This window comes from Synechococcus lacustris str. Tous (assembly GCF_003011125.1).
GTDB classification, from domain to species: Bacteria; Cyanobacteriota; Cyanobacteriia; order PCC-6307; family Cyanobiaceae; genus Synechococcus_D; species Synechococcus_D lacustris.
Window position 1 is genome coordinate 1 of record NZ_PXVC01000049.1, and the last position, 16659, is coordinate 16659.

18 protein-coding genes and 1 pseudogene are annotated in these 16659 nt (G+C 58.6%); 10 read left to right on the forward strand and 9 right to left on the reverse strand.

The annotated features are described in order from the left end of the window. The 3 genes and pseudogenes from C7K08_RS09585 to C7K08_RS09595 all read right to left on the reverse strand — a co-directional run. Nucleotides 1–336, reverse strand: a pseudogene (locus C7K08_RS09585) (DNA polymerase III subunit delta'); the annotation flags it as partial. Then, nucleotides 333–977, reverse strand: coding sequence for a dTMP kinase (tmk, locus tag C7K08_RS09590; protein ID WP_106500411.1), 645 nt, complete (start codon nt 975–977; stop codon nt 333–335). The gene tmk and the pseudogene C7K08_RS09585, both read right to left, overlap by 4 nt. Continuing rightward, entirely contained in the window at nt 974–3259 is a 2286-nt protein-coding gene (locus tag C7K08_RS09595; RefSeq protein ID WP_106500425.1) for a heavy metal translocating P-type ATPase, read from the reverse strand. Before C7K08_RS09595 ends, tmk begins: the two co-directional genes overlap by 4 nt. Before the next feature lie 60 nt (nt 3260–3319). Here C7K08_RS09595 and C7K08_RS09600 point away from each other — a divergent pair, with 60 nt between their 5' ends. Next, nucleotides 3320–3841, forward strand: coding sequence for a photosystem I assembly protein Ycf3 (locus tag C7K08_RS09600; RefSeq protein WP_106500412.1), 522 nt, complete (start codon nt 3320–3322; stop codon nt 3839–3841). Here the strand turns inward: C7K08_RS09600 and radA are convergent. Continuing rightward, on the reverse strand, nt 3838–5241 hold the full coding sequence (radA, locus tag C7K08_RS09605; protein ID WP_106500413.1) for a DNA repair protein RadA: 1404 nt from the start codon (nt 5239–5241) through the stop codon (nt 3838–3840). The two genes, C7K08_RS09600 and radA, sit on opposite strands and share 4 nt — an antisense overlap. A 92-nt stretch (nt 5242–5333) precedes the next feature. On the opposite strand from radA, the gene rpaB reads away from it, so the two are divergent. From rpaB to C7K08_RS09630, 5 genes are read left to right on the forward strand one after another with little or no spacing between them, the layout of a single operon-like run. Further along, on the forward strand, nt 5334–6095 hold the full coding sequence (gene rpaB / locus C7K08_RS09610; RefSeq protein WP_106500426.1) for a response regulator transcription factor RpaB: 762 nt from the start codon (nt 5334–5336) through the stop codon (nt 6093–6095). Between the two features lie 6 nt (nt 6096–6101). After that, a complete protein-coding gene (gene plsX / locus C7K08_RS09615) occupies nt 6102–7319 on the forward strand; it encodes a phosphate acyltransferase PlsX (RefSeq protein ID WP_106500414.1) in 1218 nt (405 codons plus the stop codon). After that, nucleotides 7316–8314 carry a beta-ketoacyl-ACP synthase III gene (locus C7K08_RS09620; protein ID WP_106500415.1) on the forward strand — a complete coding sequence of 333 codons (999 nt, stop codon included), beginning with the start codon at nt 7316–7318 and terminating at the stop codon, nt 8312–8314. Before plsX ends, C7K08_RS09620 begins: the two co-directional genes overlap by 4 nt. A 30-nt stretch (nt 8315–8344) precedes the next feature. Further along, nucleotides 8345–9247, forward strand: a complete 903-nt coding sequence (gene fabD / locus C7K08_RS09625) for an ACP S-malonyltransferase (protein ID WP_106500416.1) — start codon at nt 8345–8347, stop codon at nt 9245–9247. A 1-nt stretch (nt 9248) separates the two neighbouring features. Continuing rightward, entirely contained in the window at nt 9249–9932 is a 684-nt protein-coding gene (locus tag C7K08_RS09630; protein ID WP_106500417.1) for a lysophospholipid acyltransferase family protein, read from the forward strand. Here C7K08_RS09630 and C7K08_RS09635 read toward each other — a convergent pair. The 3 genes from C7K08_RS09635 to C7K08_RS09645 form a co-directional block, all read right to left on the reverse strand. Continuing rightward, nucleotides 9874–10368 carry a YdcF family protein gene (locus C7K08_RS09635; protein WP_341272153.1) on the reverse strand — a complete coding sequence of 165 codons (495 nt, stop codon included), beginning with the start codon at nt 10366–10368 and terminating at the stop codon, nt 9874–9876. The two genes, C7K08_RS09630 and C7K08_RS09635, sit on opposite strands and share 59 nt — an antisense overlap. 62 nt (nt 10369–10430) lie before the next feature. Further along, nucleotides 10431–11048 carry a tRNA (adenosine(37)-N6)-threonylcarbamoyltransferase complex dimerization subunit type 1 TsaB gene (gene tsaB / locus C7K08_RS09640; RefSeq protein WP_106500419.1) on the reverse strand — a complete coding sequence of 206 codons (618 nt, stop codon included), beginning with the start codon at nt 11046–11048 and terminating at the stop codon, nt 10431–10433. 5 nt (nt 11049–11053) lie between these two features. Beyond that, a complete protein-coding gene (locus tag C7K08_RS09645; protein ID WP_106500420.1) occupies nt 11054–11257 on the reverse strand; it encodes a Ycf34 family protein in 204 nt (67 codons plus the stop codon). 58 nt (nt 11258–11315) lie between these two features. Here C7K08_RS09645 and C7K08_RS09650 point away from each other — a divergent pair, with 58 nt between their 5' ends. The 3 genes from C7K08_RS09650 (at nt 11316) to C7K08_RS09660 (ending at nt 13976) form a co-directional block, all read left to right on the forward strand. Next, nucleotides 11316–12512: a tRNA nucleotidyltransferase/poly(A) polymerase-related protein gene (locus tag C7K08_RS09650; protein ID WP_106500427.1), complete on the forward strand. Its 1197-nt coding sequence runs from the start codon at nt 11316–11318 to the stop codon at nt 12510–12512. A 74-nt stretch (nt 12513–12586) separates the two neighbouring features. Next, on the forward strand, nt 12587–13024 hold the full coding sequence (locus C7K08_RS09655) for an RNA recognition motif domain-containing protein (RefSeq protein ID WP_106500421.1): 438 nt from the start codon (nt 12587–12589) through the stop codon (nt 13022–13024). Nucleotides 13025–13034: 10 nt separating this feature from the next. Continuing rightward, entirely contained in the window at nt 13035–13976 is a 942-nt protein-coding gene (locus C7K08_RS09660; RefSeq protein WP_241537186.1) for an alpha/beta fold hydrolase, read from the forward strand. On the opposite strand, the gene C7K08_RS09665 is transcribed toward C7K08_RS09660, so the two are convergent. After that, nucleotides 13964–14893, reverse strand: a complete 930-nt coding sequence (locus C7K08_RS09665; protein WP_106500422.1) for a phytoene synthase — start codon at nt 14891–14893, stop codon at nt 13964–13966. The genes C7K08_RS09660 and C7K08_RS09665 overlap by 13 nt on opposite strands. Nucleotides 14894–14896: 3 nt before the next feature. After that, the gene (pds, locus tag C7K08_RS09670) at nt 14897–16264 is read right to left on the reverse strand and encodes a 15-cis-phytoene desaturase (RefSeq protein ID WP_106500423.1); all 1368 of its coding nucleotides are present in this window, start codon (nt 16262–16264) and stop codon (nt 14897–14899) included. 64 nt (nt 16265–16328) lie between these two features. Here pds and ndhM point away from each other — a divergent pair. After that, nucleotides 16329–16659, forward strand: a 331-nt coding sequence (gene ndhM / locus C7K08_RS09675; RefSeq protein ID WP_106500424.1) for an NAD(P)H-quinone oxidoreductase subunit M, incomplete at its 3' end; no start/stop codon positions are given.

Here is a 16659-nt window from a genome sequence, read left to right on the forward strand (position 1 = left end):
GGGTGGGCGGGCCAAAAATCTGGTTACCTCTCGGATTTGCTCCAGCCTTAATTGGGGYAGCCCCTTYTTTTGCTGGCTTTTTTCGCTGTAGGTGGGCTCCACCCAAAGCAGATCTGGGTGGTTACCAAGCTCTAGGCGGCGGCGCAGCCCCAGATCCCCATTAAGGCCAGCACCGCTCAAACCTTCAATAAAACGGCGAGCCACTAGGGATCTCCCCACCCCCTCGGGCCCGGCAAAWAGGTAGGCGGGCGCCAGGCGATCYGCAGCCAAAGTTGCACATAGCAATTGCAAGGCCCTGCCATGGCCCACCACCCCAGCAAACAATGGGGCGGTCATGGATTTTGCACAAACCATTGCTGCAAGCAAGCTTGCAAACGCGCTTGCACCTGATCAACTGCACCTTGCCCGCACACCTGCTGCCACCCCGGCCGTTTCGCTAAGGCGCTGAAMCCAGCATGCACCCGCCCAAGGAATGCCAAGCCCTCCGCTTCAATGCGATCGGCCCTTTCCCCCGCCCTGCGCTGCGCTGCCTCCAGGGGATCAAGGGCAAGCCAAAGGCATAAATCAGGCCGCAAACCAGCCGTTGCCAACTGCTCCAATTGATCGATCAAAGCTTGATCTAGGCCGCGGCCATAGCCCTGATAGGCGGCCGTTGACCCACTAAAACGGTCGCAAAGCACCCAATTGCCAGCCGCCAAGGCCGGTTCAATGCACTGCTGCACATGCTGGGCTCGATCAGCGGCATAGAGCAGTAATTCCGTGCGGCTATGGGGKGCTAATCCCTCAGGTGGATGCAACAACAATTGCCTTAGGGCAAGGCCCAGGGCTGTGCCGCCCGGTTCGCGRCTGCAGATCAGGCCAGCCCCAGGCGGCATCAAACCACTGCTGGGCAGCCAAGTGGCTAGGTGGCGCAACTGGGTGCTCTTGCCGCAACCATCAATGCCTTCAAGCACTAGAAATTTGCCCCTAGCAGTCATGGCAATTTCAACAACAGGGCATTGGCAACCACCGTGAGCGAACTCATGGCCATCAACAATGCCGCCAATGGTGGCGTTAACAGCAGGCCAAAACCTGGCAGCAGCACGCCCGCCGCCAAGGGCAGCACCAGCAGGTTGTAWCCAAAGGCCCAAACCAGGTTTTGCCGCACTTTTGCCATGCAGCGTTGGGCCAGTTCCAAGGCCTGGGGTACMGCCATCAAGCGATCTCCCAACACCACTAAATCAGCGCTGTCTTGGGCGATTTGGGTGCCGGTGCCAACGGCGATGCCAAGGTTGGCCGCGGCCAGGGCAGGGGCATCGTTTAAACCATCCCCCACCATCGCCACCGGTGCTGCTGCCGCCTCGAGTTTGGCCAATTTCTGGGCTGGGCTCAAACCCCAGCCCARCTGTTCCGGTTCAAAACCCARCTCTCCAGCCAGCTGCCGCACCGGGCCCTGGCGATCACCGCTMAGGATTCCCAACCCATATCCCCTCTGCTTAAGCCTTTGCACCGCTGCTGCTGCATCGGGCCGCAGGGCATCCCGCACCGCYAATAAACCAAGCAGTTGCTTCCCATGGGCCATGGCAAGCACCGTGGCACCCGCCTGGCCTTGCTCCAGTTGCCAAGCCAGGGCMTCCGCCAGGGGAACAACCCCCTGCTGTTCAAGCCAATTRAGGCTGCCCAGGCGGCAGAGCTGCTCCATACCCTCCACTTTCCCCTCAACGCCTGCGCCCGCAATGGTGGAACTGGCACTGCAAGCAAGCAGCGGCAAACCCCTGCTTTCAGCAGCCTGCAATAGGGCCCAGGCCAGGGGGTGRCGGGTGTGYTGCTCCAGGGATGCGGCTAGTTGCAGCAAGCGCTGMTCCCCAAGGCCATCGGCCAGGCTCAGGCAAGCTTCCACCAGGGGCCTGCCGCGGGTGAGGGTGCCTGTTTTATCAAACAAAACGGTGCGCACTTCAGCGGCCACCTGAAGCACTTCCCCGCCCCTAAATAGAAGCCCCAAGCGGGCGGCGCGGCCTGTGGCCACGCTGATGGCCGTTGGCGTAGCAAGCCCCAAAGCACAGGGGCAGGCCACCACTAATACGGCGATGGCAAGTTGCAAAGCCAAACCCACAGGGGTATTTGCCCCAGCGCCAAGGCTGCGGTGGTGGCCGTGGCCATGGGATAGGCCATGGAGCACCTCAGGAAACAACTGGGTACCCACAAGCCACCAAAACAAAAATGTGAGCGCCGCAAGGGCCAGCACTATCCAGGTGAAACGCCCTGCCCAACGGTCGGCAAGGGCCTGAATCGGCGCCTTACTCGCCTGGGCCCGCTGCACCAGCTCRATCAAGCGGGCCAAGGCTGAATCAGCGCCGCTGCGTAAAACCTCCAATTCCAATGGCGATTGCAGGTTGAGGCCACCGGCGGAAAGTTCAGCTCCCACCTGCACCAAACGGGGCATTGGTTCACCGGTTAAACCCGATTCATCCACACTGGAACAACCTGAAATCACCTTGCCATCAACGGGTAGGCGATCACCGGGCAAGATCCGCAAGCGATCACCGGGCCTGAGGCCACCAACCCGCACGGGCCTAGGCAAGTCATCACCAACTAGCAGCAGGGCAGTGTTGGGTTGCAGATCAGCAAGGGCCTCAAGGGCATCGCCGGTGCGGCGTTTGGCCCGGTCTTCCAGGAAGCGGCCCAGCAGCACAAAACCCAGCAGCATCAAGGGTTCATTAAAAAAACAAGACCAGCCCACCCCAGGCCAAATCAAGGCCACCAGGCTGGCTAGGTAGGCGCTAAAAACGCCTAAACCCACAAGGGTGTCCATGGCAGGCACCCCAGAGCGCAAACCCTGCCAACCCCGCACCAGGATCAAGCGCCCTGGGCCCAGCAGAGCGATGCTGGCCACCAGGCCATGGAGCCGCATATCAGCAAGGGGGCCGGTTTCACTCAAGTGGGCGGCGCTGCTGATCACCAAAAGCACCAGGGCAATCACCAGTTCCCGCCAGCGTTGCCACCAGCCCAGGGGTGCCCTACTTGCCCGCAACTGCTCAAGGGCGCTTTGCTGGCTTCTAATTCGCCCAGGGAAACCAAGCCCCGCCAGGCTTTCCAGCAAACCGTTAGCTAGGTAATCAGCTTGGGCCGTGGGCTCAAGCTCCACCCAAGCGGTGCGGCTAAGCAAATTGACGCTGGCCTCTAGCACCCCCGGTTGGGCAAGCAGTCGTTTTTCTACGGCGCTAACACAGCCACCACATTTCATGCCCTCGATATCGAGGAGTAAAGCCTGGGAAGTCATAACCCAGGTTAGGTAGGAAAGCTGCCCACGGGCCACACTGGGTTGAACTGAGCTAATGCCATGCCGCGCAGTCAACGCAACGACAACTTCATCGACAAAAGTTTCACGGTGATGGCCGATTTAATTTTGAAGGTGCTACCCACCAACCAAAGGGCAAAGGAAGCCTTTGCCTACTACCGCGATGGCATGAGTGCCCAGGGGGATGGGGAATATGCCGAGGCCTTAGAAAATTACGAAGAAGCCCTGCGTTTGGAAGAAGACCCCAACGACCGCGCTTTCATCATYTACAACATGGCCCTGGTATTTGCCAGCAATGGCGACCACGCCAAGGCCCTAGAGCACTACGAACAGGCCCTGGCCCTAAATGCAAAAATGCCCCAGGTGTTAAACAACATGGCTGTTATTCAGCATCACCTRGGCAGCWTGGCCCAAGAGCAAGGTGAAACCGATGARGCTGATCGCTGCTTTGATCTAGCCGCTGATTATTGGACAAAAGCCATACGTTTAGCGCCCAATAATTACATCGAAGCTCAAAATTGGCTTAAAACCACAGGCCGCGGCAACGCAGATATATTTTTCTAACTAACAGTATCTGCCCCTAAAGCTGCCACCAAAGCTTCTGCAATCGTGCCAGCTTCTAGCAATTGCAAATCCAAACCAGCTGCAAGGCGACCGAGGCCACTGCCCTTRGGTACCACAGCCCGGCGAAAACCAAGGCGAGCTGATTCCTGCAGGCGCAATTCCAGCTGACCCACAGGCCGCAATTGGCCGCCAAGGCCCAATTCAGCAATCAATACCGTGCCASSCGGCATGATCAGATCTCGATAGCTAGCTACCACCGCTGCTGCCACGCCCAGGTCGGCAGCCGGCTCCTCCACTTCCAAACCACCCGCCACGGCTAAATAACAATCAAARCGGGAAAGTGGCAGGCCYAAATGTTTTTCTAATACCGCAAGGATCTGGTGCAAACGGTTGGTGCCGATGCCGGTGGCCGTTCGCCTGGGGCTGGCGTAGCTGGTGGTGCTCACCAGAGCCTGCAGTTCAACCACCAGGGCCCTGGTGCCCTCGCAGGCCACGATCGTGGCGGTGCCAGCGCTTGGTTCATCACCACCTAAGAACAACTCACTGGGGTTGGTTACCTCCACTAGGCCCTGGCCGCGCATTTCAAACACCCCCAATTCATGGGTGGCACCAAAACGATTTTTCACCGCCCGCAGCAGGCGATGGCTTGCAAAGCGATCGCCCTCAAAGGTGAGCACCGCATCCACCAGGTGTTCCAACACCTTTGGACCCGCCAAAATCCCCTCCTTAGTTACATGGCCCACCAGCAGCAGGGCAGTGTTTTGGCTTTTTGCAATGCGTGCCAAGGCGGCGGCACATTCGCGCACTTGGGCTACGGAACCGGGCGCACTGCTTAGTTCAGCGGCGTGGAGGGCCTGGATGCTGTCGATTACGGCTACGGCTGGCTTCAGGGCCTGCAGCTCCTGCAGCACCATTTCCAGATCGGTTTCAGCCAATAATTGCAACTCAACATTGGGATCGCTTGCCCCAGGGTTTGCCAAGCCGTTGGTTTGGCCCAGTTGATCCACCAGGCGCCGCCAGCGCAGCTTCACCTGCTGGGCTGATTCCTCAGCGCTCACATAAAGCACGGAATGACGGGTGGCCATCGCCTGGGCGCTCTGCAACAACAGCGTGCTTTTGCCGATGCCGGGATCACCCCCCAACAGCACCAGAGAGCCGGGCACCAAGCCACCACCCAGCACGCGATCCAACTCCCCATAGCCACTGCAGAGCCGTTGCAACGGCCGATCGCCAACGGCATAGATGGGCTCAGAGCGKCGGCCATGGGCTGCAATAACCCTTTTGCCAACCATCTGTTCAACGATGGTGTTCCAGCTGCCGCAGGCGGAACAACGGCCGAAAAACTGACGCGATTGGGCGCCACAGCTYTCGCATACGTAGCTGGTGCTGCTCTTTGCCAAAACGTTCTATGAAGATTGATGTGAATTACTACATAAATGCAGCCAAACCTCAGTTGAGTGGTCCAACTGCTCCGTTGCCGGTCTTGCCCTCTATGGCAGTTACAGCTGCTCCCCCCAACGGAAAAGAAATAATTCTGGTGGTAGACGACGAAGCCAGTATCCGTCGGATCCTGGAAACGCGCCTCACRATGATTGGYTATCAGGTGGTTACRGCCGCCGATGGGGAGGARGCCCTTGAGGCCTTYCGCCGCCAACCAGCCGATTTGGTGGTGCTCGACGTGATGATGCCAAAGCTTGATGGCTATGGCGTTTGCCAAGAGCTGCGCAAGGAATCGGATGTGCCAATCGTGATGCTCACCGCCCTTGGTGATGTGGCCGACCGCATCACGGGCCTTGAGCTCGGTGCCGACGACTACGTGGTGAAACCCTTTAGCCCCAAGGAGCTGGAGGCCCGCATCCGTTGCGTATTGCGCCGGGTTGATAAAGACAACCTCGGTGGCCCGGGCCTACCCAACTCAGGGGTGATCCAGGTGGGTCAACTGAAGGTGGATACAAATAAGCGTCAGGTATTTCGCAACGATGAGCGGATCCGCCTCACCGGCATGGAATTCAGCCTGCTRGAGCTTTTGGTGGGTCGTTCYGGAGAACCCTTTAGCCGTGGTGAAATCCTCAAGGAGGTTTGGGGCTACACCCCAGAGCGCCATGTGGATACCCGGGTGGTTGATGTGCACATCTCGCGCCTGCGCTCCAAATTGGAAGACGACCCAGCAAATCCAGAACTTATCCTCACCGCCCGCGGAACCGGTTACCTTTTTCAGCGCATCATCGACGGCGCCAGCGGCGACGGAGGCTAAATCTCCATGGCGGAGCCAAATTCCCTACTGGGCCGCAGCAGGCGGCCCAGGCCCCGCCGTGCCATGCGCCGGCTGGTGATCTGGTATCGCCGCACCGGGCCCGTAATCAGCCTTGTGGGCAGTGCTGGCACCGTTCTTAGCGGCAGGTTTGGGTTTGGCTTTAACCCCGCCGCCAGCAACGCCCCCCGCGGCCCCCGCATAGCAATTGCCGTTGATGGCATGGGGGGTGACCATGCCCCCGGCCCCATCCTTGAGGGTTGCCTTGATGCCATCGAGCAATTGGCCTTGAAGGTGCTGTTTGTGGCTGAGGAAGCGCCCTTGCAAACCGCCATCCAAAACCTCAAGCTGCAGGAGCGGGTTGCCCAGGCCCAGGCCCAGGGATGCCTGCAACTACTGCCCGCCGGCCCCTCCGTGGGCATGGGGGAAGAGGCCACCACGGTGCGCCGCAAACGGGATGCSAGCATCAATCTGGCCATGGATCAAGTGAAAAGCGGCGCCGCCCTAGCGGTTTATTCAGCTGGTAATTCAGGGGCCGTTATGGCTTCTGCAATTTTTCGTTTAGGGCGGCTGAAGGGCATCGAGCGCCCTGCCATCGGCGCCCTTTTTCCCACCAAAGATGTGAACCGTCAGGTGTTGGTGCTTGATGTGGGGGCAAATATGGATTGCAAACCCAGTTATCTGCATCAATTCGCCCTGCTGGGCAACATCTACAGCCGTGATGTGTTGGCGGTGGCAAAGCCCCGCATCGGCCTTTTAAACATTGGCGAAGAGGAGTGCAAGGGCAACGATCTCGCCCTGCGCAGCTACCCCCTGTTGGCGGCTGAAAAGCGCTTCCATTTCGCCGGTAATTGCGAAGGCCGCGATGTTCTTTCCGGTGACTTTGATGTGGTGGTGTGCGATGGCTTCAGCGGCAATGTGCTGCTCAAATTTTTGGAATCCGTGGGCAGCGTGCTGTTGGAGGTGCTCAAGGCCGAACTACCCCGCGGTCGCCGCGGCAAGGTGGGGTCTGCATTCCTTCGCAACAATTTGCGGCGCATCAAAAAACGGCTCGACCACGCTGAACACGGCGGTGCCCTGCTTTTAGGGGTGGATGGGATCTGCGTGATCGGCCATGGCAGCAGCAAAGCACTTTCCGTATTGGGGGCCCTGCGCCTTGCCCACACCGCCGCCAGCCATGGGGCGTTAGAAAATCTGCACCGCCTTAGTGAAGGGGATGGTCAATGAAGGGCATTCGCTTTTGCGCCACAGGAGCAGCCCTGCCCCATAACAGTGTTAGCAATGAGGCCCTCAGCCAACGGGTAGACACCAGCGACGACTGGATCCGCAGCCGCACGGGCATCGCCGCCAGGCGCATTGCCGGTGAGGGCGAAAACCTCACCCAGCTGGCGTCTATGGCTGGTGCCAAGGCCCTAGCTGCCGCCGGTTGGGATCCAGCAAGCCTCGATTTAATCCTGCTGGCCACCTCCAGCCCCGACGACCTATTYGGCTCCGCCCCCCGCATCCAGGCCCAACTTGGCGCCACCAATGCCGTTGCCTTTGATCTCACCGCCGCCTGCAGCGGTTTTTTATTTGCCCTGATTACCGCTTCCCAATACCTGCGCACCGGCGCCATGGGGCGGGCCCTTGTGATTGGAGCCGATCAATTRAGCCGCTGGGTGGATTGGAATGATCGYCGYACCTGTGTGCTTTTTGGTGAYGGGGCAGGGGCATTGGCAATTGAAGCCTGCACCCCAGAGGAAGATGGCCTAATCGGGTTTCGCATGGCCTCCGATGGCCGTAAGGCCGATTGTTTAAACCTGCGCCAAGGGGCGGCTTTTGAGGATTTGATCCCAGGCGTAACAAGCCAGAGGGGTGGCTTTGAACCAATCGCAATGAATGGCCAGGAGGTTTATAAATTTGCSGTGCGGGAGGTGCCAACAATATTGATGGAACTGCTTGGCAGCACAGGCACGAGCGCCGAGCAGTTGGATTGGCTGCTGCTGCACCAGGCCAACCAACGCATCCTTAATGCCGTGGCCGAACGGCTGGGGCTACCGGCAGAGAAAGTGTTGAGCAACCTGGCCAACTACGGCAACACCTCAGCTGCCACGATCCCCGTGATGCTCCATGAARCCGTGAGCGATGGCCGCATTCAAGCCGGTGATTTGATCGCCAGCAGTGGTTTTGGGGCGGGGCTCAGTTGGGGGGCAGCCCTTTGGCGTTGGGCAGGCAGCCGGTAGCCTCCATGGCTAGCGCAGCTTGCAACTGGTATGGGCATTGCTTGGGTGTTTCCGGGGCAGGGGTCGCAAAAAATCGGCATGGYCGCTGGCTTGCTGGAGCATCCACTAGCAAAAGAACGCTTTGAGCTGGCMTCTGATCTGTTGGGCCGCAACCTGGCCCAGATCTGCGCAGGCACTTRCCCCGAGATCGAAAACGACCTTCACAACCTCAACAACACCCGCAACACCCAGCCRGCCCTATTTGTGCTTGAAAGCCTGCTGGTGGATCTGCTGCATCAACAGGAAAAGCAAGCAGATCTGTTGGCAGGCCACAGTTTAGGTGAATTAGTTGGCCTCTATGCCGGCAGTGTTTTTAAATTTGAAACCGGGCTGCAGTTGGTAATTCGCAGGAGTGAATTAATGGCCGCCGCCGCCGAGGGCGCCATGGTGGCTGTGATCGGATTCAACCGCAGCAGCCTGGAGGAAGCCGTAGCTGCAACGGCTGATGTGGTGATCGCAAACGACAACAGCGATGGCCAGGTGGTGCTTTCCGGCAGCCAGGCAGCCCTTGATGCCGTGTTAGCGGCAGTTAACTGCAAACGGGCCGTGCCCCTTGCCGTTTCGGGCGCTTTCCATTCACCCTTCATGGCAGCTCCAGCCGCGGCCTTTGCCAAGGAGTTAGCTGCGCTGGCTTTTAACAACAGCACCGTGCCGATCCTGAGCAACACAAACCCCAGCCCCTGCAGTGATGGCAGCGATTTAAAGCAAAGGCTCGAGCAGCAGATGACCTCAGGGGTGCGCTGGCGCGAAACGATGCAGCAATTTGAGTTGGCTGGSATCCACACCGTGGTGGAGGTGGGGCCCGGGGCAGTGCTGAGCGGCTTAATAAAACGCAGCTTGCCGGCAGTGGTAAYARCCCAGATCAGCTGCCTAAACGATCTGGGTGTCGCTTGAGATGCCTTCATCACAAAACTTCCCCCTAATCCTTAGGCCCCAACCGAGCCCCAGCTATCGCCTGGTGCAATGGCTATTGGTGGCACCAATTTTTCGTTTGTTATTTCGTGGCCGCTGCCGYGGCATGGAACGGGTACCCCGCCAGGGGCCCTTGGTGGTGGTGGCAAACCACGGTTCCCACCTGGATCCACCCCTATTGGGCCACACCCTGCCGCGGCCGGTRAGTTTTATGGCTAAGGCGGAATTATTTACGGTGCCTRTTTTGGGGCCGTTGATCCGYAGCCTCGGCGCCTATCCCGTTAGCCGCGGCGCGAGCGATCGGGAGGCGATCCGCACTGCCCTCGGGCGTTTGGAGCTGGGCTGGGCCACGGGGATTTTTTTAGATGGCACCCGCCAGGCCAGTGGCCGGGTTGAGGACCCCCAGCTGGGGGCAGCCCTGCTTTCAGCCCGCAGTGGGGCAGCGCTGCTGCCGGTGGCCCTTGTGAACACCCACAGGGCCCTGGGGCCTGGTCAAACCTGGCCACGGCTGGTGCCCCTAGAAGTGCGGGTGGGGCTGCCAATCCCTCCACCTGCCTCCCGCCGTCGCCCCGACCTGGAGGCCACCACTAGGGCCTGCCAGGAGGCGATCAATGCYTTGCTGGAGGCGCCTTCAGCTTCAACTGTTGGCGTAAATCCTTGCCGCTAACAACCCAAACCAAGGCGCGTAAACCATCACCCCACACCTTGCGGCGCGATTCMGGAACGCAGTTGTTGCCGCAGGGCACCKCCACCGGGCTGAGGTAAACRCCYCTGCTGCCCGCCACCAAGCGCCCCACCAGCAGGGCCCTTTCCATGTGGTCACTGCTGGTTACCAAAAGCACGTGGCGCACCCCCTTGCGMTGTAAYTCATCCACCACGCTTGTGTAGTTGCTRAGGGTGTCGCTGGCGCGGTAATCCAGCTGAACTTTGCTGGGATCTAGGCCATGGCGGGCTARCAGCCAATGGGCATATTCGGCATTGCTGCCACTGCTCACCAGCAGGGGCAATTGGGTACTGCGGGCCAGCTGGGCGCCCACCTCCTCCCGCTCAAGATCACCACCCAAAACCAAAATTTGTTGGGGTGGCGGCAGCAGRGGTTCCACAAGCTTTGCCCCGCAACTCCAYAGCCCAACAACTAAGCCTGCCCCCAGCAATAAACGCCACATCAGCTTTCGATTGACGTTTTTTKGGCAGGTAATTCTTGAACAGGGGAGGTGGGGTAGATGGGCAACACCTGCTGCCAAGGGCCAGCGATGTTTTGCTCAAACAAAGGTTCACTCAGCTGCAACATCAGCCGGGCATCGTGCTCCGGTTGCATCTGCGCCTCCCAAAAGKYGCTGGTTAATCCAGCTGGATTGAGGCTTGGCGGCTCAAGCTCCTCAACAGCAGCTGCATTAACGCCGTAATAGCCAGCCACCACCCCCCTGCGGGGCAGGGTTTGACCAATCCAATGGGGACCTGTGCTTGCTAATTCCAGCCGGCGSCGCTCTGCAATYAGGCGCAGGCTGCCATAGCCATAAAGGGGTATTTGCAACTGCTGGGCCAGGGTGCGGGCTAGCACCAAGGTGAGCCGCGTGCCGGTAAAACTGCCGGGGCCGGTGGCCACCGCCAACCAACTGAGCTCCCGCCAGCGGCTGGCGGGCRACAACTCAGCAATGGCATCAAATAGGCCGTTTGCCAATTCACGGGCTAAGGGGAAAGCAGCGGAACSGCCCTGGCCCCTATCCAGCAAGGCAACCCCAAGGGTGCTGCTGCAACTGTGGAGCGCCAGGGCACAACTCATGGCGGCTAYTTAGCTTGAAAACTATTGCAGCCGCGCACATCCCACTCCACACCCCAGCTGTTTTCCACCTCTTGCACGCAAATGTGAATCTGGGGATTTAAGGGTATGAAATCAGGATTTTGATTCAAATGGGGCACGCCATGCTCCTTTTCCACCCGGTGATAGGCAGTGCAGCGCTGGATCCAGGAACAATCCAGGCAAATGCACATGGGTGGGCTTGGTTGATAGCTGAATTGTGCCGTGAAATTACAGCGTCAAGATGGTGCCATGGATTTGCYAGCYACAGCCACCAGCACCCAGGGGGCGGCAARCCTGTTGCGGCAGCGGCTAGCGCCGCAGAGCTGGCCGCTGGCGATCGAGCAGTTGCCACCCGGCTGCGCCCTGGTGGGCGGTGCCGTGCGGGATGGCCTGCTGGATCGTTTGCCACCCCACCCCGACCTCGACCTGGTGGTGCCCACTGGGGCAATTGCCCTAGCCCGCCAGCTGGCTAAGGCCCACAGGGGCGTTGCGGTGGTGCTTGATGCCCCAAGGGATATGGCAAGGGTGGTGCTAGGCCCCTGGACCATTGATCTAGCCGCCTGCGCCGGCAGCAGCCTGGTGGAAGATCTGCAYCGGCGCGACTACCGCATCAACGCCATGGCCCTCCCCCTWGGGGTTGATGGCCCCCTGCTGGATCCCCTMGGCGGCCTGGCTGATCTGGCCAAGGGCCAGCTCACTGCCATCAGCGAAGCAAACCTCCAGGAGGATCCYTTGCGTTTATTGCGGGGGCCGCGCYTGGCGGCGGAGCTGAATTTTCAGTTRKCCGCCAGCACCARCGCCTTTGTGCAACGCCATGGAGCCTTGCTTAGCCAGGTTTCAGCTGARCGGGTATTGGCGGAATTGGAAAAATTAGCCAGGTGCCCCCTTGGGGCCCAGGGMCTACGCCAAGCCATAGARCTGGGTTTACTGCAGCCATGGTTGGAGGAGCTGGCCCTTGATAACTTGCAACCGCTCAATGATGCGGGCCCCCTCAGCGCAGCTGAAGCAWCTACTGCCTTACCCCTGGCGCGCTTTGCCCAGTTGTTTGGCGCCAGTGGTTTGGGGCGCCTGCGGGCCAGCAAAAGGCTGCAGCAACGCTGTTCAATTTTGCGTAAATGGTTACGAATTTTGGCTACTAGCCCCRGCCTTGGCGAGGAGCAACAATTGCTGCTTTGCCAGGAATTAGAGCTAGATCTAGCTGCCCTAGTGCTGCTTGCACCGCAGCAAACCAAAGGCTGGCTAGAGCGCTGGCGCAACCCAAACGAYTGCCTGTTCCATCCCCGCAGCCCCATTGATGGGGCCCAATTGCAGCGGGAGTTGGGGATCAAGCCGGGCCCAGCCCTGGGGCTGCTTTTGGCTCAACTAACCCGGGCTCGCGCCTTTGGCAGGCCCCATAACCTGGAGGCCGCCAGGATCCTTGCTGAGCAAAGACCCCCTGCCGCATGATTAACTGCATTGTTCCTGGCCCAAGCTTCCAGAGCATCTGGTTATAAACAAAGGCCCCACGTTTTTTTCTTCCCATGAGCACCCGCCTCTACGTTGGCAACCTGCCCCAGTCGTTTAACCAAAAAGAACTGGAGGAACTGTTTGCTGCCGTTGGCGCTGGCGTGCGATTTAAAGCTGTTCTCGACCGTGATACGGGCGCCTGCCGTGGTTTTGGTTTTGTRAATGTGGACGACGCCAAACTCACAGATGCCGTAATYGAACAATTCAACGGCCGTGAATATGGCGGCAACCAATTGAAGGTGGAGGTGTCGGAGAAGCGTGAAAGCCGCGGCAATGAGCGCGCTGGCGGCAGCGATCGCCGCCCCAGCTCCGCCGGRCCCACACCCGCGCGTAAATCAGTAGACAAAGTTGTGCATAGCGATGCACCTGCAGCAGCAGCCCCCGACCCCCGCTGGGCCGGCGAACTATCCAAACTGAAAGATCTGCTGGCAAACCAAAAAACAACCGCCTARTAATTATTTTTTGACCACACTTCATTTTTGGACCTGGCAAGGGAATAGCGGTTCCCAGCRAATTGCCTACCGCCAGGCCGGAATTGCCAATGGTGCTGATCCAGTGGTGCTGGTGCACGGCTTTGGCGCCTCCAGYGGCCACTGGCGTTTCAACCTGGGCCCCATCAGTGAAGACAGGCCTGTATTTGCCATCGATCTGCTCGGTTTTGGTGCTAGCGCAAAACCCCGCTCCCAACTTRAAAATGAGGCTGCAAGCCCAGGTTCACTGCGCTACTGCTTTGATCTKTGGGCCCAATTGCTGAGCGATTTCATCCAGCAGGTGGTTGCCCCAGCACCAGGGGTGCAGGTGCARCTRGTGGGTAATTCAATTGGTGCGATGGTTGTTTTAACGGCTGCTTGCTTAATGCAAAAGCAAGGGCAGCCGCCGGCCCAACTAATCCTGATCGATTGCGCCCAGCGCAGCCTCGACGACAAACGCGCCGCCCAACTGCCAGGCCTCGAGCGCGCCAGTCGCCCTTTGATCAAGCAACTGGTGCRGCAGCGGTGGGTGATCAACCCATTATTTCGGCTGTTGGCCCGGCCTGCTTTTATCCGCAGCGTGCTGCTCAGGGCCTATCCAAGCGGCGCCAATGTGGATCAAGAGYTGGTGGCCCTGCTGCACGGGCCCAGCCTTGCTGAGGGCGCCACCGAAAGCTTCCGCGGCTTTGTGAATCTCTTTAACGACCACCTGGCCCCAGAACTTTTGGCCCAGATCGAGCCGCCACTACCGGTGCGTTTGCTTTGGGGTGCGGCTGACCCCTGGGAGGMCCCCKTAGAAGCAGGCCGCTGGGCGGCGCAATTTGCCTGCGTAAAGGAACTAAAACTATTGCCAGGGCTAGGCCATTGCCCCCACGATGAGGCACCGGAAATTGTTAATCCAATYCTGCGCCAGTGGTTAGCTCAGCGGGCCTGAGCAATCAAATAAGACAGGGGCAGATCWAGAAACTTACCCACCCGAGGCACATAGGCCCTGTGGTTAAAAACGTCGTAGTTGAGCTTTTCAATGGCATCGAGGATGCCGCGATAGATGCGCAAGGAAGCCCACACCGGCCAGCGGGCATCAGCTGCCAACCAACGCACCCCAGATTCGGAAAGGGCAAACCAGTGGCGGGCCCGCTGCAACTGAAAAGCCATCAAGGCATTCCAATTTTCATTCAGGGTGCCAGCCATCAATTCCGCCTCTGAATAACCAAAGCGCTGCAGATCCTCTTGGGGCAAATAAATTCGGCCGCGGCCGCGATCTTCGCCCACATCACGGAGGATATTGGTGAGCTGGTTGGCAATACCAAGGGCCACAGCCGCTTCGCTCGTATTTGGTTTATTGCTCCATGGGGCGCTGATGTAGGCAGGATCTAAACCCATCACCTCTTGGGTCATCAAACCCACGGTGCCTGCAACGCGAAAGCAATAGCTCTCTAATTCGGCAAAAGTGGCRTAGCGATGTTTGCGCAAATCCATGCGCTGGCCCTCGATCATTTCCAAATAGGGTTCAAGGGGCTGGGGRTAACGCTCGAGCACATCTGCCATCACCAGATCAAGGCCATCGAGCACATCACCTTGAAACAGGTTTCGYGTGCGTTGYTCCCAACAATCAAGCCGATCGCTCAATTCTTGCACCGGCAGATTTTGCGCCTCCGGGCTATCCATCAATTCATCGGTGCGGCGGCACCACACATAGATGGCCCAAATTGCCCGCCGYTTCGCCGGGGGCATCAACAGGGTGCCAAGGTAGAAGGTTTTAGCCCACCGCTCCGTTTCCAGCCGGCAGGCCTCATAGGCCTCATCAAGGGATGGCAAAACKGATTTCGAGGGCAGGGGGCATAGCACCATCGTTTAGCTCGCCACTGCAGCCGCGCAGAGTTTACCGCTGAGCACGGCACCTTCCATCGAAGCGAGATAGCGCTGCATGGTGTAGTCGCCAGCCAAAAAGAAATTGGCGATCGGTGTGGCCTGGCTTGGCCGMAGGGCCTGGCARCCGGGCACGGTTTTATATACCGAAAGCGGTGTTTTAACCACTTTGCTTTTACGCAATTTAGCTGGCTCTTCCCCACCAAAATGCTGGGGAAATAATCGCTCTAGCTCACCCAATGTGGCKGCAACAATTTCACTATCAGGCCTGCCGATCCAATCATGGGCAGGGGCAAAAACCAACTCGAGCATCGAACGCTCTGGGTCTTCATACTCGCGACAGGTATTACTCATATCTGCGTAAACACTAAGCAGGGGCGATCTGCTGAATAGCAGATGGTCGATATCAGTGAGCTTGCGATCAAACCACAGATGGATATTAATTACTGGCACGCCCCTTAARCCATCAAGGCGACTAAAAAATGGCATTTCCTTCCATGGTTCAGGYAATAGCAACTTGAAGGGATCCACYGGCAGAGCGCTCACATAGGCATCGGCTTCCGCYAGATAGCCCTCCYTGCCRTTGATGCCAGCKATGCGGAAACCATTCACCTCGCCGKTTTCCGCCAACTGGATCTCCCGCAGGGGCGCCTCCAGATGCACCTCACCGCCRCGGGCTTGGATGTGTTCCACCATTGGCATACAAAGKCGCTCCGGTGGGTTGCCATCAAGAAAAGCCATCTTTGAGCCATTCTTTTCTTGTAAAAAGCGATTTAGGGCTGTTAGTAAAACTGTGCTGGAGATCTGATCTGGATCTATGAAATTAAGCGCCTTGCTCATGGCAATAAATACCTCATCATTCACCCGTTCGGGGATGTTGTGGAGGCGCAACCACTCCGTCCAKGAATATTTATCGCAGCTTTCCACATATTCCTGCCCCCGCAGCATTGCCGGCACCAAACCCAAGCCAAAGGCAAYTTTTTCCGGCCAGGTGAGTAGRTCGTTATTGCCAAGGATCGCTGCCACGCCGTTGAGCGGTGCCGGCAGATCAGGGAAATCAAAGCGGCTATAGCTGCCGGGCACCTCCCGCTGGTTAAARATCATCGAATGGCTTTTCCATTGCAGCCGCTCTTCGATGCCTAGTTCAGCAAAGAGCTGAAGCATGTTTGGGTAGGCACCAAAAAAGATGTGCAARCCGGTTTCATACCAATCACCGTCTTCGTCTTGCCAGGCGGCCACCTTGCCGCCGAGCACATCTCGGGCTTCRTATACCACTGGTGTGTGGCCAGMATCACTGAGGTATTTGGCGCACGACAAGCCCGCAAGACCTGCCCCGGCAATCGCCACCCGCATCTGCGCCCCTGTTCAAATTGAGCGCTCACCATAGAGTTAGGAACCCTCTCGCTGTTTATCGCCGGTGTCTGACACGCCGCTGAAGTGCACCACCCGCCATGTGCGGATATTTGCGGCCACCGTTGGCAGCGACGGCATCCTCACGGCTGCCAACGATCAACTCACCCTTGATTTGGATCCAGATAACGAATTTGAATGGGATGCTGCTCCCCTAACCAAGGTGCAGCAACGCTTTGCTGAGCTGGTGGAAGCCGCGGCCAACACCCCAATGAACGACTACAACCTGCGCGGGATTGGTTCCGCCTTGGAGGGCTAYATCCGCCAGCTACTGCAGGCCGGTGAATTGCGCTACAACCTAAATAGYCGGGTGCTGAATTACTCCATGGGTTTACCCC